Origin of the sequence: Vibrio marisflavi CECT 7928 (genome assembly GCF_921294215.1) — a bacterium.
Lineage (GTDB): Bacteria > Pseudomonadota > Gammaproteobacteria > Enterobacterales > Vibrionaceae > Vibrio > Vibrio marisflavi.
In genome coordinates, this window is record NZ_CAKLDM010000001.1 from 876571 (window position 1) to 902027 (window position 25457).

Genomic DNA, 25457 nt, shown 5'->3' on the forward strand with positions numbered 1-25457 from the left:
ACTTTTTTTAGGTGGGCCTCAACGCCCACCTCTTGTCTAGATAAGCTGTGCTTTTCCCATCTGAACCCAAGAAATACTCCAATTTACAAGGCCCTAAGCCGGCACTTGATACAACATAAACGATAATTTATTCAAAAACTGTTAGAGATCATGTTATTAAATTGGCTCTATGTATCAATCATTGAAAAGTTGCAACTATACTAAGATAGGTGCAGATTATGATTGGTGGTGTATGAACAACCCAGATGAGCTGAGAACAGATAACAACTCCCCCAGCACAAATGGTTTAGAAAATGATGGTCACTCTAGCAGTTCTTATAGTGCCCGTAAGAACAGTCCTATCTATGGGAAAATAGGACGTAGGATTATCCTTATAATGATCCTGCTGAGTAGTACTATTACATTAGTCACAACAGTCGTTCAGCTTTATTGGGACTATGAGCAACAGTTTAATAGCGTTGAACAACGACACCATGAAATCAAGACTATTCATGCAAACTTACTCGCTTCGTCGCTATGGAACTTTGATCTAATTCTTCTTCAAGAACGTCTTGACGGTTTGGTCCACTTACCGTCGATTGATTATTTGCAAGTCAATTCAGGCCAATACGAATTTAAGGCGGGAGAAAAAGTAACGGCTGATTATATTTCCGACACCTATCCTTTAATGCATTACAATGCTGATACTGACAAGTTCGAGGAGATTGGTAGCCTTTACGTAGAAACAAATACGCGCGAAATTTACGACTATCTCATTCATCAATTCATCGTAACGCTAGCGCTAAACGCTTTCAAAACAGCGTTAGTATGCTATTTGATACTCATTGTTTTCCATCGAAGTATTAATAGACGTATCTTTTCCATCGCCAAATACCTCGGAAACTATGATCCAGCTCGACCTTCTAAGCCACTCGTACTAAGGCACCAAAAATACATTACAGAGAAAGGCGATGAACTATACTGGCTTGGCGATGAAACCAATAAGATCACGGCGAATGTAACTCAACTATATAAAAATATTAAATATCAACAAGACCGCCTCACTGACTTTACTCATGTTTCTTCTGACTGGTTATGGGAAACCGACGAATTCGGCCATTTGATTTACTGCTCAGATATCATGCTTGAAGCCCTCAACATCGATACTAGTAAAAAACCACTTGTTAGTGAAGTCCCTATGCTTTCCGAAACAACAAAACTAGCTGACTGTTTAGCCAAGCACGCTGACTTTTCTATGTGTGAAGAAACTTTCGATATTGATGGCATCACGCACCACTTTATGTTTCAAGGAATGGCTAGGTATATTGATGATCAGTTCGTGGGCTACAGAGGAACGACCATAGACATCACTGAACTTAAAATGGCGCAACTCAAGCTCGAAGAGCTAAATACAGGGCTTGAACGTACTGTTGCTGAGCGCACATTAGATTTAAAACAAAGCATGCAGAAGCTACAAACTGCACAAGATCAGCTTATCGAGTCCGAAAAGCTTGCTGCATTAGGTGGTCTCGTTGCAGGTGTTGCTCACGAAGTAAATACCCCACTTGGTATTTCTGTCACTGCTACATCCGTTGTTAGAGACTCAGTCAAAGAGTTAAACTCAGCCTTCGAAGCGCAAACATTAACAACCGAGCAGTTTGCATCCTTGATGGGTTCGCTCAATGAAGGCGTCACGATGCTTGAGCATAACCTTGACCGAGCTGCAAAATTAGTACGTGATTTCAAGCAAACCGCTGTAGACCAAGTCTCCGAGAGTCGCAGCGAATTTAACATCAAACAAGTACTCGATGCACTTATCGCTAGTTTGCACCCAGAGACTAGAACGGTTCCCGTAGTGCCAAGCGTTAACGGAGATGAATCTCTTACGATGAATAGCCTTCCAGGGGTTTTAACTCAGATTATTTCGAATTTAGTATTGAACAGTGTTATCCACGCTTTCAAAGAGCAGGAAGAACCATGTATTAGCATTGAGTTCTACCAAAAAGAAAGTAACATCATTTTTGAATATCGTGACAATGGCGCTGGCGTAGAAGATACATTACACCAAAAAATATTCGAACCATTTTTCACTAGTAGACGTGGACGAGGCGGTTCTGGATTGGGATTAAACCTAGTATTCAACTTAGTCAAACAAAAGTTACAGGGTTACTTAGAGTTTGAGTCTGAGCTCGGGCATGGTGTTCATTTCACTATATCCATTCCTAGAGAGTTGCAAATGGATATAGTGAACCCTGTTCCGAACAGCAAAACAGGTTAGTTAAAATGAAAAATGCACTCTAATCAGGGAGTGCATCTCTAATGGCAATAAAGTCTTCCCAATGCTCTATCATTAGATCCACTAACTCAGGTTCGAAGTGCTTACCTTTTTGCGCAACAATTTCCTGCATAATCTCGTCATCAGGCCAAGGTTCTTTATAAGAACGTTTCGCGCCCAACGCATCAAATACATCGGCGAGAGCTGTAATACGCCCAGATATAGGAATATCTTTACCAGACAACTGATTTGGGTATCCAGAGCCATCCCATTTCTCATGGTGAGTGCCAGCGATTTCTTTCGCGACTAAGATCAATTTCCTCTTAGATTTGCTCAAGATTTCTACGCCATACTCCACATGCTTTTGCATGATATCCCATTCTTCAGCGGTTAGCTTACCCGGCTTATGGAGAATACTATCGGGAATCGCGACTTTACCAACATCATGTAATGGTGAAGCTGCTTTGATTAGATTAACGTCCGACTCTGGCAGACCATACAGTTCGGCGAGCTTTTCACATATTAAAGACACGCGTTCAACGTGCGCACCCGTCTCTTTGCTTCTTGCTTCAACGGCATTTGCGAGGTTATATACCAGCTCTCTAGATGTTTCTTTCAGATCGACTAAAAGGTTAAGGTTCTCGAACGTTAAACCTATATTCTGCATATAGATTTCAAGCAACTGTTTATCAAGCTCGGATAACTCCTGGTTGACGTTGACATACAGTAAGTTATCTAACCCTCTTTCGTCGCTAGTAAACAATACAAATGCATCACCAAAGTCATGGGTTTGTCGATCTGTGAGTACTTCTCGACACCTATCTGACACTTGTTCAGGTAATAATTCGAATGAACACTCTGAGTAGAAGTTTACATACCCGCCTGTAGCAGCAAGAGTCAAAGCTCGGCTTTCTTCTCCTTCAGGCCGAGGCTGGACAATACAATAAAATGCAGAGGTGCTTAACCCAAGCAATGAGGTCAATTGATTCAATACGCTGGTAGCGTAGGTTTGCAAAGATGACGTATTTTGTACGTTTGCTGAAGCTTGAATGACTCTACTGAGGCCCTGTTTTTGCTCTTCAATCAAACAAAGATCGCGATAGGACCTTAGCATTGAATACAATAACGTTTTTAATTTTTGTGTCGTTAATTCGGTTTTTTCTTTGTAGTCATCAATTTCATAATTCTGTATAACTAAGTCTTCCGGAGCTTGCCCTGCTTGCCCCGTTCTTAATACCAATCGAATTTTTTGGTTTTGAGTCTCTTCCCGAATATACTTTACTAAATCCAGTCCTGCGTGTTCTGTTTCCATCACAACATCTATCAAAGCTAAAGCAATATCATCATGTTTATCAACGATATCACGAGCCTCTTGACCGGATAATGCACATATAAGTTCTAATCGCCTATTTTGAAATTTGAATGTACTTAGGGCGAGTTTAGTAACTTGATGAACTTGTTCGTCATCATCAACCACCAGCACTTTCCAAGGTTTCTCTGGCACGACTGTTGGCTGATGGGCTGCTGCCTGATCGTTAGCATCTCTTTGGTCAGCAAACAAATCCATTTGACCTCCTAAAATGAAAATCCTTATTATAAAGGTTTAGCACACTAACTCCCTCATTGATAAATAAAATTGAAATAGCTTCATTCAAAAACACGCACTTAATCTCCTTTTTATGCGTATGGTTGAAGATACTGCATCCGTCGCCATTCAACTTCTCTATATTACGCTACTAATTGTAGTCTTTTCTACCTAATCACATATAGGCCAATCACACCTTTTGCTAATAAATATATAGAATCCACGCGCATTGATAGTTTATGTGACATAAGGTGAAACAGACCATTAAAGCCTTGATTGAAATGCACTGCGTTTACAGTGTAAACCACGTATCGTATCCAAATAAGCATCATGCAATTTCATAAATATATTAATGAGCATTTATTTTTAATGTTAAGGTGTTGACGGCTTTTTTGGGGCATTTAGTATAAGAAATGAGAGATCAAAGCTTTCCCATAGATCTATAGTTCCACTAGTACAAAGCGACTAATTACGGAGACATAATTTATGCCCCTTCATGAAAAAGATACTGTCCGAGATAACTTGCTTGACGACATCTACTCTTCTAAAGACCTTTCAATCACATTACCCAAGTTTAAAATTCCAGAAAGTGAACAACTTTCAAAGCACGCTTATCAAGTCATTCATGACGAACTAATGATGGATGGGAACTCAAGACAAAACCTTGCCACATTTTGCCAAACATGGCTTGAAGACGAAGTTCACAAGCTCATGGATGAAAGCATTGATATAAACATGATTGACAAGGACGAATATCCGCAAACTGCAGAAATCGAATCTCGGTGTGTACATATGCTCGCCGATTTATGGCATTCACCCGATTTAGAAAACCCTATGGGCTGCTCTACTACTGGCTCAAGTGAAGCGGCAATGCTAGGCGGAATGGCATTAAAGTGGGCATGGCGTGAAAAAATGAAACGCCAAGGCAAACCTACCGATAAACCGAACTTGATATGTGGCCCTGTGCAGGTTTGCTGGCACAAATTCGCACGATACTGGGATATTGAGCTACGTGAGATTCCCATGGAGGGCGATCGTCTTATCATGACTGCGGAAGAAGTGATAAAGCGCTGTGATGAAAATACTATTGGTGTTGTACCGACTCTGGGCGTTACCTTTACCTGCCAATATGAACCAGTTAAAGAAGTTCACGATGCTTTAGATGAACTAGAACGAACTACCGGTTTAGATATTCCAATGCATATCGATGGTGCAAGTGGAGGCTTTATAGCTCCGTTTTGCCAGCCAGATTTACTCTGGGACTTTAGACTGCCTAGAGTAAAATCGATAAACGCTTCTGGCCATAAGTTTGGTCTATCACCGCTTGGAGTTGGTTGGATTCTATGGCGCGATAAATCAGCACTGCATGATGATCTCGTTTTTGATGTCAACTACTTAGGCGGCAACATGCCGACGTTTGCCCTCAACTTCTCCCGTCCAGGGGGGCAAGTGGTAGCTCAATATTACAACTTCCTGCGCTTGGGTAGAGAAGGCTACAGAAAAATACACGAAGCCTGTTACGCTAACGCTCGTTATATTGCCAAAGAAATTGAAAAAATGGGTATGTTCGATGTCATTTACGACGGAGACGGTGGGATTCCAGGGCTGAGTTGGTGTATCAAGGCTGGCGTAAATCCGGGGTTCAACTTATATGACTTATCAGACAGGATTCGCTCAAGAGGTTGGCAGATCGCCGCTTATTCTATGCCTAGCCACAGAGAAGACTTAGTCATTATGAGAATATTGGTTAGGCACGGATTTAGCCGAGATCAAGCCGACATTTTGATTGCAGATTTACAACGCTGTGTGGATTTCTACGCAACACACCCTATAACTCATGGTAGTGACGCTGAAGAATCTGCTGGATTTAATCACGGCTAGCGATTTTATCTAAACTATTACAAAAGCCACCACTGCTATCTGTGGTGGCTTCTATAGAAGCTTGTTCACCATCATCTCTTCCATATCTTCCACACACTCTAGCAGGTAATCAACCAGCACTTTTAATCTTTTAGGTACAAGTTTTCGATTAGGATACACAAGGCTTACGGGCAATGTAGGCATTTTGTACTCGGGCAACAACCGAACAAGCCGCCCTGAACTTAAATGCTCCAAACATATAAATTCTGGTATTAATGAGATCCCAAGCCCATCGAGACTCGCTTGTAGTGATGCGGTAATCGTATTGACCTGAAGCTGATGTGGCAAATTTACAATGGTGCTCATTCCATCGTTAGTTGAGAACTGCCAAGGTAGCGGCTTAACCGCCTTACTAATAATTTTTATTTTCTTGTGTGGCGGCGCTATGTCTTCTAGTTTAGTGATTTCGCCAAATTGCTGCAGATAGTCAGGGCTGGCTACTAATGCACGCTTTGAGTTTGTTATCGGCCTAGAAATTAAATTGGAATCGTTTAACTCGCCAACTTGTATATATAGGTCAATACCCTCTCCTACGATGTCTACTTCTCTGTTCGTCAATTCTAAGTTGATGTTTACTTCAGGGTATTGCTTTAAGAATGTATTTAAAAAAGGCCCAGCAAACAAGTGTCCTACTTCAACCGGCATCACCACGTTAAGCTTACCTCGCACTAAATCTTGGTTAGCTGAAACTTCTAGCTCTGCTTGCTCGATAACCTCAAGCATTTGTATCGCTGATTGATAGAACCTTTCACCCTCCGGAGTCAATATCAAACTTCGAGTGGATCGAGTGATCAGCCTCACGCCTAAATGCCTCTCCAACTCGTCTATTTTCCTGCTGACTGTCGACTTAGTCATATCTAACGCACTCGCAGCCTGAGTAAAACTTGCATACTCAACAACATAACTGAATACCAAGACGGCATTGAGATCCATGGACGAAGTATTCTTTGTATTATTAGGCATATTTTTGCAACAGTGTTTCCCTTTTTTCCTATCTTATCATCCAATCAAATTCATTTACAATTCACTTTAATATGTAAACAAGTGTTTCTGGTCATTCTTATGAACAATACAAACCCAGACAATTCAAAACAAGAAATTGCTGAAAGTTGCGCAACTACGCAGCCCGTAAAGAAAAAAAACAAAGCGCTGCTGACCGCCACTGCATTGATTGCATTCGTAGGTGTTGCTGCGACTATCTATTGGTTTAGTTACGCACAATATTTTCAATCTACAGATAACGCATACTTGCAAAGCAACGTAACCACTATCAGCCCAAAAGTTTCTGGCTACATTGTTAAGTCATTTGTTAAAGACAACGAGCATGTAAAAGCTGGACAGCTACTTGTCCAAATAGATGATAGAGATTACGTCCAAGCCCTAAATAAAGCACAAGGCAACTTAGCCGAAAGTGAAGCGAACGTGCAAAACCTTGTTGCTGAGAAAAATCTGCAAAATAGCAAGATTAACCAAGCTGCTAGCCAAATTGCCGCAGCTCAAGCCCAGTACAAACTTGCCACTCAAGAAGTGAATCGTGTTCGCAGTTTAAAGAAGAAAAACTACGCTTCTCAAAATGAGTTGGATACCGACATTTCTCAACAAAAAGTGACACTAGCTAATGTTAATGAGGCGAAAGCTAACTACAAAGCAGCCACCGATGAAATTGCGGTAATTAATACTCAAATTACTGAAGCTCAAGCGACAGTTGAAGAAGCTAAGGCAGAAGTTAACCAAGCTAAATTAAACCTAAGCTATACGAAAGTGTACGCTCCTGTCAGTGGCGTGGTAGGTAATCGCAGCTTAAGGGTAGGTATGCTAGTTCAATCTGGAACACCATTACTTAGCTTGGTGCCAACGCAAAATGTTTGGTTAGTAGCGAACTTCAAAGAAACGCAAATTAGTCACATAAAGAAAGGCCAGAAAGTAAAAATTATCCTTGATGCTTATCCAGACAAACCATTACAAGGGGTAGTAGATAGCTTCTCGCCAGGTACTGGTGCTCAATTCGCCTTACTTCCACCAGAAAATGCAACTGGCAACTTTACAAAAATCGTTCAGCGAGTACCGGTTAAAATCGATATTGTAAACCCAGAAGCACTTAACGGCCGTTTAGTACCGGGACTCTCTGTCACTGCAACTGTCGACACTAGAGGCTAATCTCATGGAAGTGGTTATTCCTGTAGGTGACAGCAACCCAAACAAAGTGGTGACAACGCGTGATTGGATTGCGCTGTTTGGAGGGCTGTTAGGTGCCTTCATGGCAATCTTAGATATCCAGATCACTAATTCCTCACTGAGTGCTATCCAAGGAGCGTTGTCTGCGACACTTGATCAAAGCTCTTGGATTTCCACTTCGTACCTTGTCGCAGAGATGATCGCTATTCCACTCAGTGCTTGGTTTGCTAAATCACTCGGTGAAAGACGTTACCTTGCGTGGACAACTGCATTCTTTGCGCTCTCCTCGTTTTTGTGTTCCCTTTCGTGGAACCTAAACTCCATTATTGTCTTTCGTGCAATACAAGGGTTCAGTGGTGGCGCACTTATACCGTTGGCCTTCTCACTGATCACTCAAATCTTGCCTTTGGAAAGACGCGCAACTGGCATGGCATTATTTGGTGTCGCAGCTACGTTTGCGCCATCAATTGGCCCTACTTTAGGTGGCTGGTTAACCGAAGTGTTGTCATGGCACTACATTTTTTACATCAATATTCCTCCAGCTTTCGCTGTTATCGCAATGATTTGCTATGGACTAGACAAAAAAGACATCGACTATGATAGTTTAAAATCCGGAGACTGGTTGGGCATATTAACCATGGCACTTGGCTTAGGCTGCTTAGAGGTAGTTTTAGAACAAGGCAATGATGACCAATGGTTTAGCTCTAGCTTTATCGTCACACTCAGCATCATCTCTGCTATTAGCTTGATTTATTTTGTGATTATTGAACTACAGAGAGAAAAGCCTCTGGTCAATCTTAAGCTGATGCGTGACCCGCAGTTTGCTGCCTCAGGGATTGCATTTTTGATATTGGGTATGGCGATGTATGGTTCGATCTACGTGATACCAATGTATTTAACGCAGGTTCAGAACTACAACTCTTTACAAATTGGTACTGTACTCATGTGGATGGGATTACCTCAGCTACTGATTTTCCCGCTATTACCTAAAATCACCAAGTATATTAAGTCGACTTACTTAGTGGCATTTGGTTTTGTAATCTTTGGTATCAGCTGTTATGTAAACACTCATATGACCGCTGAATACGCTGGGCAACAGATGATAGTATCGATGGTTCTTAGAGCACTAGGCCAGCCATTCATCATTGTTCCAATTTCATTGCTTTCTTTGAAAAATATAAAACTCAAAGACAGCCCAGATGCGTCCTCTATTACCAATGTCATGAGAAACCTTGGTGGGGCGATAGGTATTGCAGCAATTTCCACGTTACTACAAAACAGAACCACTCTGCACTTAGATCGAATTGAATCTACTTTGTCTTCTACAAGCGAAGCAGGTTGGGCAAAACTCAACCAACTACAAAGCTACTTTATGCACGCGGGAAGCCCAGCATCAACAGCTTCGTTGCAAGCAAAAGCTGACTTACTCAATACGATGCAAGCAAATGCGGCTATCATGGCTTATAACGACGTGTTCTTTATCATGTCGGTACTACTAGTGTTTGCTGCCGCACTAATTTTGTGTATGAGAAACTAATAAAGCTGAACTTAGGATAACTCACTTTGGTTGGGCCACGGTCATGAACACACTAGTTTTGGCCCTATTCGTTTTTGCTGCAATGGTAGACAAAATCCCGCATTTGATGTCTCAGGGTGAGTTTATCATTGGTTAAGGTGAGTATTTGATACTCTTCTTTTGACTCGCTTTTAAACATATTATGGATATTGTTGCCTTCGAAGCTAGTTTTGTTCGACTCCATAGTTTGCATATCCACAACATTTAACGTTAAAAGGTCACCGTTAATTTGCCACAGCGCTTCTCCGGAGAAAGAGTACTCTTGCGGCGTTTCTCCAGCGATGGGGGTAGTTCTAATCACTCCTAAAGTACTTGCTGTTCCATCCAACCTAAACACTTCATTGGAGTGAACGGTGACATCATTTTGCCCCTGTTGAAATGAATAATCACATTTCCATGAACCTACGATATTATCTTTGTTTACGGTTTTTGGCGTTGCACATCCAGCTAGCAACACCAATGAACTACTCAAGAAAAATAATTTTTTGAACAATATTTTTACTCCTCAAGCAAGAGAGTTATATCGCTTATAATATTAGTCAAATATAGCGCTACTATGACAGCAGCCCTTTTAGTGAACTCTGAGCTGCATATTGAGCATGACATTCTGTACTATCGCAAATCGGCAAATCGCTATGAGTAGAATTGATAAGCATACCAATCTCGGTGCATCCCAATATCACACCTTGTGCACCATTTTGCTTTAGTTCATCCAACACGTTTATGTAGCCACGTCGAGAATCGTCAGATACAACTCCATGACACAGCTGCTCGTAAATCACCTTATGAACATATTCACGACTACTCTTTTTAGGAATCACAACATCTATATTATGTTTGTCTTTCAAGCGTTCTTTGTAAAACGGTTTCTCCATCGTGAATTGTGTGCCAAGTAAACCCACGGTATCCACGTCCCCTTCTTGCAAACGCGCAGCCACCGCATCCACAATATGTAAGATAGGAATATCAACGGATTTTTGTATATCGTCTGCGACCAAGTGCATTGTATTGGTGCATATCAAGATGAAATCAGCACCAGCACTTTGTAGCGACTTTGCCGCTCCAGAGAGCAGTAACGCGGCTTCTTTCCACTTATGCTGACTTTGTAGACGCTCAATTTGAGCAAAATTAACGCTAAACATAACAATTTTCGCAGAATTAAGCCCACCGAGTCGCTGGTTAACTTCTCTATTAATAAGCTGGTAATAAAGAGCCGTAGACTCCCAGCTCATGCCGCCCAATAAGCCAATGACTTTCATATCGAACCTTCTACTTTTAATAAAAATACATAACGAAAGGTGCTTCTCTATTCAGCTTTAGCGTGCTCTTCTATTAGTCGCTGTTTTTGTTTTTGCTTAACGTTGTCCCAAGCAATTCCAGATTCCAATGCAGACACTCTTTCCTCATATTTTCTGCACGCTCGACGCAAAACCGAGTCAATACAAACGCCTTTTTCCTGCTCTAACGCTATAAGTGAATTGACGTAATCCCATAGAACATCTGCCAACTCGTCTTCTAGGAAACATAGCCTTTTTTTTTCAATTTCTTCAACGACTTCATCAACTTCGTTTTTGATTTCCTGTAAGTAAGTTTGTGAGCCAGCTGACCACGACGTAACCTTATCAAGGTCCGCTTTACGCCGCGCAACACCAATCAATTGATTCAACTCATCCATAATCCAATTCCTTATGTTTCACGTTTAATCTGCCGCTCAGCAATATAAGCAAACTTACTTACTCGCTTACCTACAGGCTCTTTACTGCTCAATTAGCCCACTAATAGCAATCTCTAATTCTATTTTCGGATTGGCCAGAGGAATTAGAGAGTACTGTATGAAGCTATCAATATTTGCATTGCTCCTATCAAGCTTGATTTTCAGCTCCGGTCTCAATGGAAAAAATATTTTATTCATTGCGAGCTATCATGAAGGCATGATTTGGGTACAAAGGCAAGTCGAGGGTTAAAAAACGTCGTTAGCGATAAATACCATATTGATTTGATCTACATGGATACATACCGACAACTTAGTTCAGAGCACACGATGATTTGGAATCAAACTAGATATCCATGTTGACCAAGAAGGCCTAGACAAATATGGAATAACACTACCGGATCGGCTCCAAAACAGCGCTATAGTTCAATGAACAAATATAGCGCCGTACAAAAATAGCGAGTACTACTTAGCTACATTTCCTTTGATCGCTAGTACAAACACAATAAGTACCAAGTACATAATAAGCAAAGGTTCTGCAGAAGTAGACGGCAGTGATGATGCAGCAAACGATATTATCGCTGTCGCTATCCAACTACCTGAAAACACAGTTGCATTTGCTACACCGGCTATATGGTTAAACGGTGCGAGTGCACGGCCAAGGTACAGAGGGAATAACATTCCTAACGAGGATATAATGACAGCTACAGGTGCTACAAACACATATAAGTTCAATCCATTTAGCCACAGATATATCGCACTAATTAACGTCGCAATGAAAGAAGCAGATAAGGATACCGTCGTTTTTGTAGCAGCGGAAACTCGAAAAAGAATGATGTTCATTGAGTTACCCAGTAGCCAACAAGCCGCTAAGAAAAGCGCTATATAGCCATAGAATACTGGACTGTAGCCCAATTGATTCTGAACCAAAAATGGCGAGACTGTGTTGAATGCAGGCAGAATGCTGTAGAAAACTCCGCAGATTATTGCAGAGCGCAAAAAACGGCTATCAGAAAACATCTCGGCTAAGTTGCTTTTTATTGTGGTGTACCTAATTGGCTGCTGGTTAGTATGAGTTTCTTTATAAGTCACTGACAGCAATAACGTACCAATAAATACACACGCTCCGACCGCCTCAAAGACCATTTGCCAGCCAAACATATCCTGAATATAGGCTCCGACAAAAGGTGACATTGTTATCCCTACAGCAAATGAAATGGTTATCCAGTTAACAGCCTTTAAGTATTCTTCGCCATGATATATGTCCTTTATTACCGCTCGGCCACCTACGCATACTAGAGACACTGACAAACCTTGAATAACTCGCAATAAGATAACTAATTGTATAGAGGGTACAGTGGTGGTTAGAAAAAGAGATGCGACCAATAAGGCTCCGCCAATCAACATCGGTTTTTTGCGACCAAGTGCATCGACAATGAAACCCGCAAAAAACTGCCCAACACCAAAACCAATCATTGCAGCAGTAAACGCCCATTGCGTCAGCACTTCCGTCGAAGCAAAGGCCTTTTGAATAGAAGGTAGTGAAGGCACAATGATATCGACTACAATGCCGCCAAATGCGATCAGAAAATACATTAGGACAGGAACTAAACGATGATTTTTTGACATTTCAATACTCGGAAGTGTTACTTTATCGATATGTTGACATAGTTCTCATCTTAAATCTTTTGATACAGAATTCAGACGTCTGAAATTTTACTCTTCAACCTTTTCTCTGAGCCAATATCTTATGAGCCTCTAGAACGTATTGGTTTTGCTTGTCTGCATCGACTGACTCTAAACATTGTTCTATCTTTTGCAAAACGGCCTCGCTCTCTACTTGCTCATGCATTGAATGATACTGGCTTATCAAAGCACGAAGTAAAAGAGCTTTTGCCCCTTGCTCCTCAGCAACATCAACCGCAACATTTAGCTTGTCCCTCATCAAGTTAAGATCGCCTTTGGTTAGTAAACAAGAAGCTTGAATACCAAGAAACATTGACGCTGCCCAGTATTGATCCATTAATTGGTTGTCAGTAAGCAAAGTTGCTTCGAGCTGATCTTTATAGTTTAGCTCTGACCATATCTCAACTATGAGTGTGGTATAGGACCAGTGTAGGTTGCTCAATTTAATCGAGTTGAGCTTGTCTGCTACTAGAGCCAAATCAGCTGAATGCTGATTACCTCTAACGCTTTCCCAAATCAAATATATATCAGCATAAGCTTTCCAAAACGCTAAGTTTGAATTTGAAGACGTTTCTTTAAGCTCTAGTGCTAAGCTTCGTAAGCTGGAATAGTCTTTGTTCAACGAAGCAACAGCACACTCACCTTCTGCCAAAGCACAGCATAGAGAGCTGATATGATCTAACTCCTTTGCCCTTGATACGCTATCTGATGCCAGTTGTTTTGCTGCAACTGTTTGTCCTAACACCCAAAGAGTTCGTGATAGGAATGCTTGAGCAGCGACGAGTTGGTCAAGCCCGAACCTATACGGTAAAGAAGAACGGCTTTTGGAGAAGTATTCAACAGACTGCGATAACCGCTGTTGGGCCTGTTCAAGTTCGCCTAAAAACAACGAAGACGAGCCTTGAATCCGTTTAGCCGTTTCTAAAGCATCACGGTCATTGAATAAGTCAGCTTTTTTAGTCATCAAATCAGCGTAATCGAGCGACCGCTGAATGTCCCCTGAGCGCAAATAGTATAGCCACAACCCATAACAAGCTTGTAGCTGAGTTTCTTTATCCTCAAACTTTTCAGCCGACTCTAGCGCTTTATGCCAACATTGCCCTGTTTTTACAATTGGGCCTTTACTCCATGACAACGATTTTCCAAGCGAAGAATTTAAGTACATTTCTTGAAGCTCGGAAATAGTAATATTTTTATCGAGAAGTGGCTCAATATAGTGTCGGCATTCGTCGTAAAGAGAAAAAGTAATCCAAAAAGGCGTCGCATGTTCTAGAAGCTGAACGCCGAGGTGTAAATGCTCAGGGCGATGTAATGACCAATCCAGTGTCGAGCGTATCTCTGCTAGCAATATACTGTGCTTTTCTTGCCACACCTTCGAAGGTAGCTTCAATGACTCTATCGATGCTTTTTCTGTTTCGTTGCAGCACACTTCAGCGAGCTCTCGACGCAAACATTCTAGTTCACCAGTGTCTTGTAATAGGTCCATTGAGTAACATCGAATGCTTTCTAAGAAAAAGTACCGCGTTTGATTAGCTACTGTCTCCGTTTGCAAAAGTGATTTTTCAACTAAACCATGTAAGAGGTTAGAAATTTGCCACTTGGTTAAGTTAAAACGCGCAAACAACTCGCCTGCCAAATTTTTATTAAACTTTTTGGCAAAAATAGAAAGCCTTTGAAAAAACTGCTTCTCTTCAGTTGTTAGCAAGTTATATGACCACTCAATGGTGGCGAACAATGTGCGATGCCTAGCAAGCGACGTTCTCTTCCCTGTAACAAGGCAGTTGAATCGTTCAGACAAGCCTTCATGAATTTCAGATACCGTTTCAGAAGTTAGCCTTGCGGCTGCCAATTCAATTGCTAGAGGTAAGCCATCTAAGCGACAGCAAATGGCGGCTATAGTCGCTTGGTCTTCTTCTGATGGAGAGAAATCGTGCTTAATCGCTCTGCTACGGGCTAAGAATAGAGCTGCAGCTGGTGTTTCATCCAGAGGGCTAAGCTTATAAAGTTGCTCACCGCTAACACGCAACGCTTCTTGGCTGGTAGTCACTATTTTTAGGTTGGGTGCGATACCTCTAAGCAGATCAACCAACCTCGCAACTCCATCAATGAGGTGCTCGCAATTATCTAGAATCAATACTCCTTGCAGCCTACTAATGGCTCGTAGGTCGCCTGACGAGGCCTGATCGATATCGCTGTCTAAGTTAAAGCAATTCGCAATAGCTAGTTTTAGCATCCTGTCATCAGCTAACGAAGCTAACTCGACTAGCCATACTAAAGTTTGCGATTCTTCCAGCAACTTCTTGACAGCAATCACTAAGCTAGTTTTTCCTATTCCACCCGTGCCAGTTACAGTAACTAAATCGTAGTTCTTAACTAGTGTTTCCAGCTCGTAGGTTGCTCGATTACGACCGATTAGCGTTGTTTGCTCATGTTGAGATATTGGCAGTTCACATGACTTTACAGCGTTGTCTTCAAGTGCATTCGATACTGATAAAAACCGGTAGCCTCGACCAAACTCAGTAACAAGCATCGCCCTATCAGTGCCAAGAGCTTTCCGAATAGCAGAAATTTGGGCTTGCAGGCTATTTTCCTCTACAACAACACCTCGCCAAACGAGCTCAAGCAGTTCATCCTTTGTCACTAAGTTGCCTTTTGCTGCAACTAACTGGTGCAAAACATCGAATGCTCTATCAGTTAAAACAACGGGCTTACTTTCCTTGAAAAGTTTTCGTTCATTGAGGTCAATTCGCCAATGGCCAAATGTGTAGGTATGTTGTTCCAGTATAGCCATGGCTTAGAAGTTAGGTCGTTGATAAGGTAATGAAATAAGAGTAACACAAGGATTTAGAGTCCACTAAATCAACTTGAGTCTAGCGCAAAAATAACAAAGCCCAAGCAATGATGTTTGGGCTTTGGTTGGATATCAAACGATTAGTATTTTAAGTTACAAGCGCTCAACACACTCTCGTGCAATAACTAGCTCTTCGTTAGTTGGCACAACCATAGCAACAGCGCCTAACAACTCAGAACGAGCGATAATACCTTCGTTACCAAAGCGTGCTTTGTCATTGCCTTCTGAATCAACAACGAAGCCTAATAGCGAAAGATTGTTTAGGATTTCTTCGCGAATGATATTTGAGTTCTCACCAATACCACCAGTAAATACGATAGCATCTAGGCTTGTTAGTGGAATCAAATAAGATGCAATGTATTTAGCAACTCGGTAAGTGAAGACCTCAAATGCAAGTTTAGCGTCTTCATGGCCTTGTTCCATCGCTTCTAGTATGCCTCGAGCATCCGAAGTAATGTGAGATACGCCAAGGAAGCCAGACTTTTTGTTTAGCATGTCGAAGACTTGATCTTGGCTCCAACCTTTCTTCATTAGAAACTCAAGAATGCCTGGGTCAATATCACCAGAGCGTGTACCCATCATCAAACCAGCAAGCGGGGTGAAGCCCATTGATGTATCTTTAGACTTACCATTTTGTACCGCACAAACAGAAGCTCCATTACCTAGGTGAACTGTAATGAAGCCCGATTTTTCCACTGGGATATCTAGGATCTTGGCCGCTTGACGACTAACGTAGAAATGGCTGGTGCCGTGGAAGCCGTAGCGACGGATACCGTATTCTGTATATAGGTCTTTATCGATACCTGCAGTAAATGCTTTTGTAGGCATCGTTTGATGGAATGCTGTATCAAAAACAGCGAACTGAGGTAAGTTAGGAAAAGCTTCGATTGCAGCTTCAATACCTTTTGCTCCCGCTGGGTTATGCAAAGGCGCTAAGTCAGACAATCGTTCAATTTCAGTGAGGACTTGATTGTCGATTTTAACTGTCGACGTGAATTTCTCTCCACCGTGTACAACTCGGTGGCCGACTGCAACTATATCATTGGTAAAACCTAATGACTCAATCAAAGTAACCAGTCGTTTAATCGCATGTTGATGGTGATTTCCCTGCGCTTCAATCGCTTCTTGCGTCTTTTCTCCATTAAACTTCCAGCTAATCGTCGCCTCAGGCAAACCAAAACACTCTCCTAAACCAGAAACAATAGCGTCGCCAGAAACAGAATCAATAATGGCAAACTTTAAAGAAGAGCTACCTGAGTTGATGACTAAAACATAAGAGTTAGACATAAGATACGTATCCTCAATTTTTATAGAATGACGGTGTGGCATGGCTCCACCGTATGTAAAACCATTATTCAATAATATTTGAATCTTTCAATAATATTTTATGGAATTTTATGTTACTCCCCACTCTTCGTTGATCTAAAACAAACAAGGATTTTTTTAGTCACTTAAAAATATTATATCTGTACGGTAAAGTTCGCTTCTGTATTTAAGCAAAACACCCACACTCGCATCTAAGATCGGTAAGCACTACACTTTTTTATCTAACAAGTTACAATGAGCCAAATGAAGATGTCGTTGCCGCAGGGGACACAAATGAATATCGGTACAGCTTCCAAGCTAACTGGCCTTTCAAGCAAGTCAATTCGGCTTTATGAAGAAAAAGGAGTGATTACACCGCCTTATCGCTCTGATTCTGGGTATCGTGAATATAGTGATACGCATATCCAAGAATTGAACCTCGTCGCTCGTGCTAAAAGTGCAGGATTCTCATTAGCTGAATGCAAAGAATTTGTACAGCTCGCCAACAACCCTACGCGTAAGAGCAGCGAAGTGAAGCAACGAGCGAAAGAGAAACTTGAAGAGATAGATCTTAAACTGAGGCAGCTAACCGAAATACGCGACCAACTCAGTCAGTGGGTCGACGCTTGTCCTGGTGACACCAACGCCGACTGCCCTATTATTGATGAACTAACAAAGTAACCGTAGACTTTCCACCGACTGTGTAATGTTCGGCTGCTTGATTCAATTTGACGAATTACTTCAATTTAACCGAGGAAGTCCAAATTGCGGCGTCCTTGGGATTTGCCTTTATTTTCGGGTTTACGCTTTTCTGGCTGTTTTGGGCTATGTTGGACTTCTGTGTTTTCACTTTCAATCAACTCGCTTTCAAAGCTGCTATTTGCTTCCGTTGACGAATTTTCATTGAGTATTACGACATAAAACTCTTGGTTGAATTCGAAAAAGTCGCCATCGTACATTTTTCTTCTTTTGCGGGTTTCTAACTCACCGTTAACCGCGACATAGCCCTCGGCGATTGCGTACTTTGCTTCTCCCCCGCCACTCACAAGGTTTGCGACTTTAAGCAATTTGTACAACTCTATTGGTTGGCTAAGAACCTCTATCGCTGACGCCTCGATTTCAATCTCTTGATTTTCATCTGCGTAATTTTCTGTATCGCTATTCATTACTCTGTAACACTAACTAATTGATTAAATTTCTGTTTAACTTGCTTTAACAAGGACAGCGTTTTTTCTTTATCCGAGTTTCTTAAGCTAATTGAATAGGCTATTAACTGTTCAGAGTTGGTAATAACCTTTCGCAACGACTGACGCGGAACATCTTTTGGAAAGTGCTCAGACATCAGTTCTATTGCTAACAAAGCTGATGGTACACAATACGGGCGATTAGCTGTTAATTCAATCGCAGATAAAACTGCTTTATATGTACTATCAGTTTTAGATTGTCGAACTTCAGACAACGCAGTCTCTAGTAATTCTTGTCGTTTCTCAAGCTGTTTAACTAAGGAGTCTCTTCGCAGGATTTCGCAGACATCTATAAGTCGTGTTTTTTTATTGCTGCCAATGAGAAAATTATAGTGAGCTGCCACTCTCTTAAACCAATAATCGTCATGAGCCCAAAAAAGTAAATTGAGCAAATACCAACAGTTGGACGCGTCAAGTCGATCTAACCCCTTCAACAACGCACTAAAAAGAGAGCGCAAAGTACGATGATCTTTATTTAATAGCGTGATATGCGCTTTTAATAGAATTAACGAAAGTTTGTCATTATCAAACCGTGCAGTTTTCTCAATTGCTCGAGCTTGCTTTTCTATCAATGAGGAGTCCCAAAGGCTACCGGACGACTCCAGCTGCACCTGTAGTCGCAACGTATCGATTTGTTCAGATACTTGTTCCTTTTGTCCCTGATAAGCGAGCTGCGCAACAAGCTGAGACGCTTGAAACGCGCGATCTATAATATTCGATGACTCATAGAGAGTTGTAAGGCAACGAAGCCTATCCCGATTCCCCTTTGCAATGTCGTCAGCTTTATTCAAACAGAGTATTGCGCCTTCGACATTTCCTTTAAGTAACCGGACATGCGCGAGCGTATCCAATATTTTAGGACTTGAAGTGCCAAAACTGTCTATCGTCTCATTTAGGTAACTCTCAGCTCTCCCATAATCCCCTAACTGTATTAGGCATGTTGCCAAACCAACATAGGGCCAAGGCATTGAGTATTTAAGGCTACTTTTTTTGAAATGTACCAACGCAAGGCGATAGTCATTAATAGAAATGTAATAGTCGCCTTTAATTTTATCTATCTCTTCTGTTTGCTCAGGGACAAGTTGACAAAAATGAGTAAACTTTTCTTCTATTTCTTTGGTCGATTTCGTTTTATCCAGTTGATACAAACTCTTTAACGACAGCTTTTTTTGACAAACACTCTTTAACTGTCGCTTTAAACCAAATAATGAGTATGGCTTAGTCGCATAGTCATCCGCTCCTGCATCAACGATTGTTCTGAGATGCTCGCTGTCTGTTTCACTAGTGAGGATAAATAAAATGCACGAGGGGCTAATAAGGTTTCTCTCTTTTGCTTCAGTTAAGATTGAAGCCCCAGCTGCGTTTTGACAAAAATGAGCATCGCAAATAAACAAATCTATCGAATACTTGCGTAAAGAAGAGATAACGTTGCTGCGGTCTTTAGCAACACAAACTAGACGGTCACTGAAACCCATCTCTCGTAACAAAATTTTGAGGTTAGCCACAACCAATGGAGATTCATCTGCGATAAGAACTTGGGCTTTACTAACATTATGAGGCAATGCAGACATCTGTTACTTCGATAGATTAAAAAGGAAAGAGCAGAATAATACAAAAAGATCTGCATATAAGAAATGGCAAACTAAGAGAAGTTGGCTAATGCTCCAAGTTTTTGTTTAGCCTTACAAGATTTAGTGTTAGTAAGTGCAACAAATGTACATCAAGCAAACAACTACTCGTATTGAGGGCAATTTACATACTTTTCACAAAACAATACAATCGGCACCCAATATAATCTTGCAGGTCAATTATCATGATTACCCCACTCGCCATCCGCCTTACTGAAGGGGCTGATTTGAAGAAAGAAATAGCAAAGTTAGTGGCTCTACACGATATCAAAGCTGGGAATATTGCGTCATGTGTAGGTTGTGTATCTCACCTTTCCCTGCGGTTAGCAGGATCTATTGATACTCTATCCTTGAATGCTCCATTCGAGATCGTTTCTATCATGGGTACATTAACTCCGAACCATCAGCATATTCATATTTCTTGTGCTGATGAGCAAGGGAACGTGCTAGGCGGACATTTACTTGAAGGGACGATTATCGATACAACGGCTGAACTTGTATTATTTAAGTATGAGTGTTTGGAGTTTGACCGAGAAATGGATGATTCTACTGGTTATACCGAGTTATGCATCCGCTGAACACCGTCTCGTAACTAGCTATTTGACACTCGAAACCAATAGACATAATAAATAATTCAATTTATAGTGTGCGCGTTTTAACCCACCATTCTGTATGCGTTTTATACAAACCTCCATTTGTATTTTTCCATATAGAACAGTTGCTTACAAAATGAATGCCAAATGTATTCACACAAATATCATTTGTAGTTGGAAGGTAAAAGAGTAGTTTCTGCATGTCAAAGCTTACAAAGTCCGCAAACATCAATATCAACCACGTACGATACTTCCTCAAAGTTTACGAAACCCAAAGCCTTTCGCAAGCGGCGAAAGCATGCAACGTATCTCAGCCTACAATTACAAAAAGTATCCAAACGTTAGAAAAAAACTTCGGCTTGCCTCTTTTTCACCGTGACACACAAAATGTTCACCCTAGCGAGCCTGCACAGCTTTTATACGATGAATGTGTAGAGCTCATTCGAGCTGCAAATAGTGTAGAAAAACGCATTGAAAGCATAAAATCTTCTCAGCTAGGAGAAGTTCGAATTGGCATGGGTAAAATACTATCAAATCAGTTCGGCCACTTTCTTACCAAATTGTTTCCCAATGAATTTTCTAAGCTAAAACTCAGCATTACAGATGGTAATCTACCTGAACTAAACGCGCTATTGCTAAATCGTGAAGTAGACTTTTTGCTATGCTATGAGGAAGCTCAACACTACTTTTCTAATATGGATAAGATTAGTGTTAAAGAGTTCTATAAAGTTCCTATTGCTCATGTTGTCTCTCCGAATGCTCCATTTTACGAAGAAGGCAACGATCCACAGTATTACCCATGGGCAACTGTAAGTGAAATTGGCGGTGACAATGCTAAAAGGTCTCGTTGGCATGACTTTTACAATACGCTGCTAGAAAATGGCTGTGTGACCTACCGCATTAATAGCACTGATATTCGTCTTCAGCTAGCGAGACAGGGAGCTGCTGTTACTGTTGTACCTAGACATTTGGTACAAAAAGAGATTGACGAAGGTAGCCTTATTGACTTGACTCCACAAGGGTTCGAAGAGTTTACGATTTCTGTCTATACCTTAACCAATAACCCTCTATCACTAAATAGTAAAAAAATCATTTCATCAATGAAAATATTGGCAGATAGCTTCTATTGTTAACAAGTTGTGTATTTAAATAGAGTCATTATGCACTCTGTTTATAATATTTTGACAACCTTAGCTTTCTAGTTTAATTGTTTAAACTTTAACCTAATATAAATCGGTTTTATCTTATCTTATTGTAACTATAGACTTATTCCAAAAGGTAATAGATTTATAACTCTATGCGTTAAATAGTAAGTGATATTATCCATCCAAAGCCTTACTTATATTTATATAGTTTATATGAGCACCAGAGTTATTGATAACCTTGCAATGCGTCACTTAGAGTCTTTTATTTCTATCTATGAATTAAAAAGTATTTCTAACGCAGCGTCTCGATGCAACATATCTCAGTCAGCTATGACTAAACATCTACAAAAGTTAGAGAACTACCTTGGTTTAACATTATTCTATCGACATACGCGCGAGCTAAAGCCTAGCCCTGCTGCAACCAACTTGTATTCATATGCCGTCGATTTATTTTCTTCTGCAATAAAGTTTCAAGAGCGCGCTGAAAACATTTACAAAATCAACAATCAAGAGGTTAGAATCGGTATAGACTCCCTTGTCCCTCAATGGTTGTGCAGTAAGTTAACCAGAGGTGCCTATTCGAAAATACCAGACCTTTCTCTGTTTTTAACATCAGGTAGCTGTGAAACACTCAACGAAATGACAGCGAAGAACGAAATAGACTTTTTTATTAGTAGTATTTCGGGTCGTGAACAAACGATAAACTGTGACAGCCTAATATCTTCTCCACTGACAAACATTCCATTGGTTTGTGTTCGTTCAGCTGAGCAGGACGTTGAAAAACATTGCAACTGGGCAATACCTAGTACATTGAAGTGGCATCTGCAGAAAATTATCACTCAGTTCCCAGACCCAACAACACATGCGATTCAAGAAATCGATAATATCCAATGCTGTATCGACCTTGCCTTGGGACAGTTGGCATTCACTATTGCTCCAAAAGATTATGTAGAGCCATATTTGGAAACGGGTGAATTGGTTAAGCTGCCTGTTAACGACGTGTTTTATCAGCTATCGATTTTCCGCTCTCAATCGACGCCACTTTCAACCACCTCACATAAACTGGTTGAAATGCTACCTAGCTTAGTAAAGAGTTGATATAGCATTACACTGATAGACTAACTAACTCTTTCGTATAATCGTGTGCTGGATTTTGAAACAAAGATTGAGTTTCACCCTGTTCAATTATCTCTCCATTCCTCATGACAATCGTATAGTGGCAAAGGGATTTGACTACGTTTAAGTCATGGCTAATAAACAAATAAGTTAGCTGATATTTAACCTGCAATTCTTTTAACAAATCTAACACTTGTGACTGCACCGTTCTATCTAACGACGACGTCGGTTCATCTAACAATATGAACTCTGGTTTAAGAACTAACGCTCGCGCGATTGCAATTCTCTGCCTTTGACCCCCAGAAAATTCATTTGGATAGCGATGGCGAGTATCAGGGTCTAATTCAACTTCCTTCATCGCGTCACATATCATTGCATCTATGGTTTGTTCATCATGCTCCGAGTGAACGCGTAACCCTTCCCCAATAACTTGCGCTACAGACATTCTCGGGTTTAGAGCTGAAAAAGGGTCTTGAAAAACCACCTGCATCTTGCTTCGGAAAGGTAACATCCCTTTTCTGTCTAATGGTTGTAGTGAAGTTCCTTTATACTGTATCGCCCCTTCAGAAGATACTAGCTTAAGTATCGCCATGCCGGTGGTTGACTTCCCAGATCCACTCTCACCAACTAGTCCAATTGAGTGACCCTTTTTAAGCATAAAGCTCATGTTAGTCACAGCTTTAATGTGTCCGATTGTACGCTTAAACAAACCTCCTGTGATTGGAAACCAAATCTTCAATTGTTCAACACTTAACAGCTCTTGAGCATCCGTGCATGTTGCTACTGGTAAACCTTTGGGGTCTGAGTCTATAAGTTGTTTTGTATAAGGGTGAGCTGGATTGTGGAATATTTGCTGACACGCTCCCACTTCAACAAGCTGACCACTTTGCATAACTGCTACTCGATCCGCTATGCGTTTTACAATACTCAGGTCATGAGTAATAAAGAGCATTGCCATTCCAAGCTCTTGCTGCAGCTCCTTTAATAGACAAAGTATTTGTGCTTGTACAGATACATCCAAAGCAGTTGTGGGCTCATCAGCGATAAGCAGCTCTGGTTCATTAATTAAGGCCATAGCAATCATGACACGTTGGCGCTCACCTCCAGAAAGCTCGTGTGGATAAGCGGATATTTTTTTATCTGGGAATCGAATACCCACTTTTTTCATCCACTCTAACGCTAGCGCTTCTGCTTTAGATTGACGCATTCCTCTATGGATTGAGAGTGTTTCAATCAGCTGTTTACCAATTCGATGCAAGGGATTCAGCGAGACCATCGGCTCTTGAAAGATCATTCCAATACGACCACCGCGAATGCCTCGTAGTCTTCTCTCTGAGCAACTCAGCATGTCATTGCCATCAAACTCGATACTACCATTCATGTAATGAGCGGATGTTTTTGGTAGAAGTTTGAGTATTGAATTCGCTGTAACAGACTTCCCTGAACCACTTTCTCCAACTAGAGCTAAAGTCTCTCCCTTTTTTATAGATAAGCTTACTTTGTCTGTAACCTGCTCTACTTGACCTTGCCTGCCAAAGCCAACAGATAGCTCATTGATGGTTAGCACCGGTTTCGACATAACGTTTATTACCTCTATCTATTTGCCGTGGTGATGGGGGTCGAATGCATCGCGGACTGCCTCACCAATAAATACAAGCAATGTCAGCATCAGAGAAAGAACAACAAAAGCGGAGATACCTAACCATGGAGCCTGCAGATTTGCTTTGCCTTGTGCTAGTAACTCACCCAGAGACGGAGAGCCAGCCGGCAGCCCGAAACCAAGGAAATCAAGGGAAGTAAGAGTCGTAACTGAACCAGACAATATAAATGGCATCATAGTCAGAGAAGCCACCATCGCATTTGGAAGCATATGACGTAGCATGATTCGAGTATCGTTTACACCCATGGCCTGAGCCGCTCGTACATAATCAAAATTACGGCAGCGCAGAAACTCCGCTCTTACTACGCCCACCAAACTCATCCAACTAAATAGAACCATAATCCCGAGTAACCACCAGAAGTTAGGCTCAACAAAACTAGATAAAATAATCAGAAGAAATAGTGTTGGCATACCCGACCAAACTTCAATAAACCTTTGACCCAATAAATCTAGCCAGCCGCCATAGTAACCTTGCGTCGCTCCGACAATGACACCAATGACGCTTGAAACAATGGTCAGTACGAAACCAAATAGTACAGATATTCTAAAACCATAGATTATTCTAGCTAGAACATCTCTACCTTTATCGTCGGTCCCTAACCAATTGGTTGTATCAGGTGGTGAAGGTACCGAGCCAACAACATCTAAATTGATAGTGTCATAACTAAAACGGATTGGTGGCCATACGATAAAGCCATGCTCTTTAATTAGGTCATCGACATAAGGGTCGGTATAGTCGGCCTCGGTTTGAAATTCACCACCAAACTGCGTCTCTGGGTATTGATGGAAGATAGGGAAATACCATTCGTTTTTGTAGTCCACCAACAAAGGTTTATCATTTGCAATAAATTCCGCAAACAGACTGATAAAGAACAGCACCGCAAAAAACCATAAAGACCACCAGCCCCGTTTATTTGCACGAAAGCGTTGCCATCTAGCCTGATTCAAAGGGTTACTGCGTTTTTCCTTTAAACGTGTTGGTATTATCCTTTTCAAAGCTATCAACAT

20 protein-coding genes are annotated in these 25457 nt (G+C 41.2%); 8 read left to right on the forward strand and 12 right to left on the reverse strand.

The features are described 5' to 3' along the window. Positions 1 to 232 precede the first annotated feature (232 nt). The gene (locus L7A31_RS03915; protein ID WP_237360190.1) at positions 233 to 2257 is read left to right on the forward strand and encodes a PAS domain-containing sensor histidine kinase; all 2025 of its coding nucleotides are present in this window, start codon (positions 233 to 235) and stop codon (positions 2255 to 2257) included. Positions 2258 to 2276: 19 nt separating this feature from the next. On the opposite strand, the gene L7A31_RS03920 is transcribed toward L7A31_RS03915, so the two are convergent. Beyond that, a complete protein-coding gene (locus L7A31_RS03920; RefSeq protein ID WP_237360191.1) occupies positions 2277 to 3821 on the reverse strand; it encodes a DUF3369 domain-containing protein in 1545 nt (514 codons plus the stop codon). Between the two features lie 504 nt (positions 3822 to 4325). On the opposite strand from L7A31_RS03920, the gene gad reads away from it, so the two are divergent. Then, positions 4326 to 5720 (forward strand): glutamate decarboxylase, encoded by a 1395-nt coding sequence (gene gad / locus L7A31_RS03925; protein WP_237360192.1) that lies wholly within the window; start codon positions 4326 to 4328, stop codon positions 5718 to 5720. 51 nt (positions 5721 to 5771) lie between these two features. On the opposite strand, the gene L7A31_RS03930 is transcribed toward gad, so the two are convergent. After that, a complete protein-coding gene (locus tag L7A31_RS03930) occupies positions 5772 to 6692 on the reverse strand; it encodes a LysR family transcriptional regulator (RefSeq protein WP_237360751.1) in 921 nt (306 codons plus the stop codon). A gap of 165 nt (positions 6693 to 6857) precedes the next feature. On the opposite strand from L7A31_RS03930, the gene L7A31_RS03935 reads away from it, so the two are divergent. Together L7A31_RS03935 and L7A31_RS03940 are read left to right on the forward strand one after the other, a co-directional pair. Continuing rightward, entirely contained in the window at positions 6858 to 7916 is a 1059-nt protein-coding gene (locus L7A31_RS03935) for an HlyD family secretion protein (protein ID WP_435532882.1), read from the forward strand. Positions 7917 to 7920: 4 nt separating this feature from the next. Further along, the gene (locus L7A31_RS03940; protein WP_237360194.1) at positions 7921 to 9471 is read left to right on the forward strand and encodes a DHA2 family efflux MFS transporter permease subunit; all 1551 of its coding nucleotides are present in this window, start codon (positions 7921 to 7923) and stop codon (positions 9469 to 9471) included. Between the two features lie 64 nt (positions 9472 to 9535). Here the strand turns inward: L7A31_RS03940 and L7A31_RS03945 are convergent, their stop codons facing one another. The 6 genes from L7A31_RS03945 to L7A31_RS03970 all read right to left on the reverse strand — a co-directional run bounded on the left by L7A31_RS03945 (position 9536) and on the right by L7A31_RS03970 (position 17045). After that, entirely contained in the window at positions 9536 to 10003 is a 468-nt protein-coding gene (locus L7A31_RS03945; RefSeq protein WP_237360195.1) for a hypothetical protein, read from the reverse strand. 61 nt (positions 10004 to 10064) lie between these two features. Then, positions 10065 to 10769, reverse strand: coding sequence for an aspartate/glutamate racemase family protein (locus L7A31_RS03950; protein ID WP_237360196.1), 705 nt, complete (start codon positions 10767 to 10769; stop codon positions 10065 to 10067). 47 nt (positions 10770 to 10816) lie between these two features. Next, entirely contained in the window at positions 10817 to 11185 is a 369-nt protein-coding gene (locus tag L7A31_RS03955; protein ID WP_237360197.1) for a MazG nucleotide pyrophosphohydrolase domain-containing protein, read from the reverse strand. A gap of 501 nt (positions 11186 to 11686) precedes the next feature. Further along, positions 11687 to 12850, reverse strand: coding sequence for an MFS transporter (locus L7A31_RS03960; RefSeq protein ID WP_237360198.1), 1164 nt, complete (start codon positions 12848 to 12850; stop codon positions 11687 to 11689). A gap of 94 nt (positions 12851 to 12944) precedes the next feature. Continuing rightward, positions 12945 to 15698, reverse strand: a complete 2754-nt coding sequence (locus L7A31_RS03965) for an ATP-binding protein (protein WP_237360199.1) — start codon at positions 15696 to 15698, stop codon at positions 12945 to 12947. Between the two features lie 153 nt (positions 15699 to 15851). After that, entirely contained in the window at positions 15852 to 17045 is a 1194-nt protein-coding gene (locus L7A31_RS03970; RefSeq protein WP_237360200.1) for an acetate/propionate family kinase, read from the reverse strand. Positions 17046 to 17357: 312 nt separating this feature from the next. On the opposite strand from L7A31_RS03970, the gene cueR reads away from it, so the two are divergent. Further along, positions 17358 to 17744: a Cu(I)-responsive transcriptional regulator gene (gene cueR / locus L7A31_RS03975; protein ID WP_237360201.1), complete on the forward strand. Its 387-nt coding sequence runs from the start codon at positions 17358 to 17360 to the stop codon at positions 17742 to 17744. A gap of 65 nt (positions 17745 to 17809) precedes the next feature. Here cueR and L7A31_RS03980 read toward each other — a convergent pair whose 3' ends face one another. Together L7A31_RS03980 and L7A31_RS03985 are read right to left on the reverse strand one after the other, a co-directional pair. Next, on the reverse strand, positions 17810 to 18229 hold the full coding sequence (locus L7A31_RS03980) for an RNA-binding S4 domain-containing protein (protein ID WP_237360202.1): 420 nt from the start codon (positions 18227 to 18229) through the stop codon (positions 17810 to 17812). Then, complete coding sequence (locus tag L7A31_RS03985; RefSeq protein ID WP_237360203.1) at positions 18229 to 19878, reverse strand: response regulator; 1650 nt, start codon at positions 19876 to 19878, stop codon at positions 18229 to 18231. The genes L7A31_RS03980 and L7A31_RS03985 overlap by 1 nt, the downstream gene beginning before the upstream one ends. A 242-nt stretch (positions 19879 to 20120) precedes the next feature. On the opposite strand from L7A31_RS03985, the gene L7A31_RS03990 reads away from it, so the two are divergent. The 3 genes from L7A31_RS03990 (at position 20121) to L7A31_RS04000 (ending at position 22771) form a co-directional block, all read left to right on the forward strand. Continuing rightward, positions 20121 to 20513: a PPC domain-containing DNA-binding protein gene (locus tag L7A31_RS03990; RefSeq protein ID WP_237360204.1), complete on the forward strand. Its 393-nt coding sequence runs from the start codon at positions 20121 to 20123 to the stop codon at positions 20511 to 20513. Between the two features lie 215 nt (positions 20514 to 20728). Next, complete coding sequence (locus L7A31_RS03995) at positions 20729 to 21661, forward strand: LysR family transcriptional regulator (RefSeq protein WP_237360205.1); 933 nt, start codon at positions 20729 to 20731, stop codon at positions 21659 to 21661. Positions 21662 to 21886: 225 nt separating this feature from the next. Beyond that, complete coding sequence (locus L7A31_RS04000) at positions 21887 to 22771, forward strand: LysR family transcriptional regulator (RefSeq protein ID WP_237360206.1); 885 nt, start codon at positions 21887 to 21889, stop codon at positions 22769 to 22771. A gap of 7 nt (positions 22772 to 22778) precedes the next feature. On the opposite strand, the gene L7A31_RS04005 is transcribed toward L7A31_RS04000, so the two are convergent. Together L7A31_RS04005 and L7A31_RS04010 are read right to left on the reverse strand one after the other, a co-directional pair. After that, positions 22779 to 24368: an ABC transporter ATP-binding protein gene (locus L7A31_RS04005; RefSeq protein WP_237360207.1), complete on the reverse strand. Its 1590-nt coding sequence runs from the start codon at positions 24366 to 24368 to the stop codon at positions 22779 to 22781. Between the two features lie 18 nt (positions 24369 to 24386). Then, the gene (locus L7A31_RS04010) at positions 24387 to 25445 is read right to left on the reverse strand and encodes an ABC transporter permease (protein ID WP_237360208.1); all 1059 of its coding nucleotides are present in this window, start codon (positions 25443 to 25445) and stop codon (positions 24387 to 24389) included. Positions 25446 to 25457: the final 12 nt, after the last annotated feature.

Excerpts from the sequence above, each read along its gene's own strand:
- L7A31_RS03915 (WP_237360190.1), top strand. The coding sequence starts at position 233 with ATGAACAACCCAGATGAGCTGAGAACAGATAACAACTCCCCCAGCACA.
- L7A31_RS03920 (WP_237360191.1), bottom strand. The coding sequence starts at position 3,821 with ATGGATTTGTTTGCTGACCAAAGAGATGCTAACGATCAGGCAGCAGCC.
- gad (WP_237360192.1), top strand. The coding sequence starts at position 4,326 with ATGCCCCTTCATGAAAAAGATACTGTCCGAGATAACTTGCTTGACGAC.
- L7A31_RS03930 (WP_237360751.1), bottom strand. The coding sequence starts at position 6,692 with ATGGATCTCAATGCCGTCTTGGTATTCAGTTATGTTGTTGAGTATGCA.
- L7A31_RS03940 (WP_237360194.1), top strand. The coding sequence starts at position 7,921 with ATGGAAGTGGTTATTCCTGTAGGTGACAGCAACCCAAACAAAGTGGTG.
- L7A31_RS03950 (WP_237360196.1), bottom strand. The coding sequence starts at position 10,769 with ATGAAAGTCATTGGCTTATTGGGCGGCATGAGCTGGGAGTCTACGGCT.
- L7A31_RS03955 (WP_237360197.1), bottom strand. The coding sequence starts at position 11,185 with ATGGATGAGTTGAATCAATTGATTGGTGTTGCGCGGCGTAAAGCGGAC.
- L7A31_RS03960 (WP_237360198.1), bottom strand. The coding sequence starts at position 12,850 with ATGTCAAAAAATCATCGTTTAGTTCCTGTCCTAATGTATTTTCTGATC.
- L7A31_RS03965 (WP_237360199.1), bottom strand. The coding sequence starts at position 15,698 with ATGGCTATACTGGAACAACATACCTACACATTTGGCCATTGGCGAATT.
- L7A31_RS03970 (WP_237360200.1), bottom strand. The coding sequence starts at position 17,045 with ATGTCTAACTCTTATGTTTTAGTCATCAACTCAGGTAGCTCTTCTTTA.
- cueR (WP_237360201.1), top strand. The coding sequence starts at position 17,358 with ATGAATATCGGTACAGCTTCCAAGCTAACTGGCCTTTCAAGCAAGTCA.
- L7A31_RS03980 (WP_237360202.1), bottom strand. The coding sequence starts at position 18,229 with ATGAATAGCGATACAGAAAATTACGCAGATGAAAATCAAGAGATTGAA.
- L7A31_RS03985 (WP_237360203.1), bottom strand. The coding sequence starts at position 19,878 with ATGTCTGCATTGCCTCATAATGTTAGTAAAGCCCAAGTTCTTATCGCA.
- L7A31_RS03990 (WP_237360204.1), top strand. The coding sequence starts at position 20,121 with ATGATTACCCCACTCGCCATCCGCCTTACTGAAGGGGCTGATTTGAAG.
- L7A31_RS03995 (WP_237360205.1), top strand. The coding sequence starts at position 20,729 with ATGTCAAAGCTTACAAAGTCCGCAAACATCAATATCAACCACGTACGA.
- L7A31_RS04000 (WP_237360206.1), top strand. The coding sequence starts at position 21,887 with ATGAGCACCAGAGTTATTGATAACCTTGCAATGCGTCACTTAGAGTCT.
- L7A31_RS04005 (WP_237360207.1), bottom strand. The coding sequence starts at position 24,368 with ATGTCGAAACCGGTGCTAACCATCAATGAGCTATCTGTTGGCTTTGGC.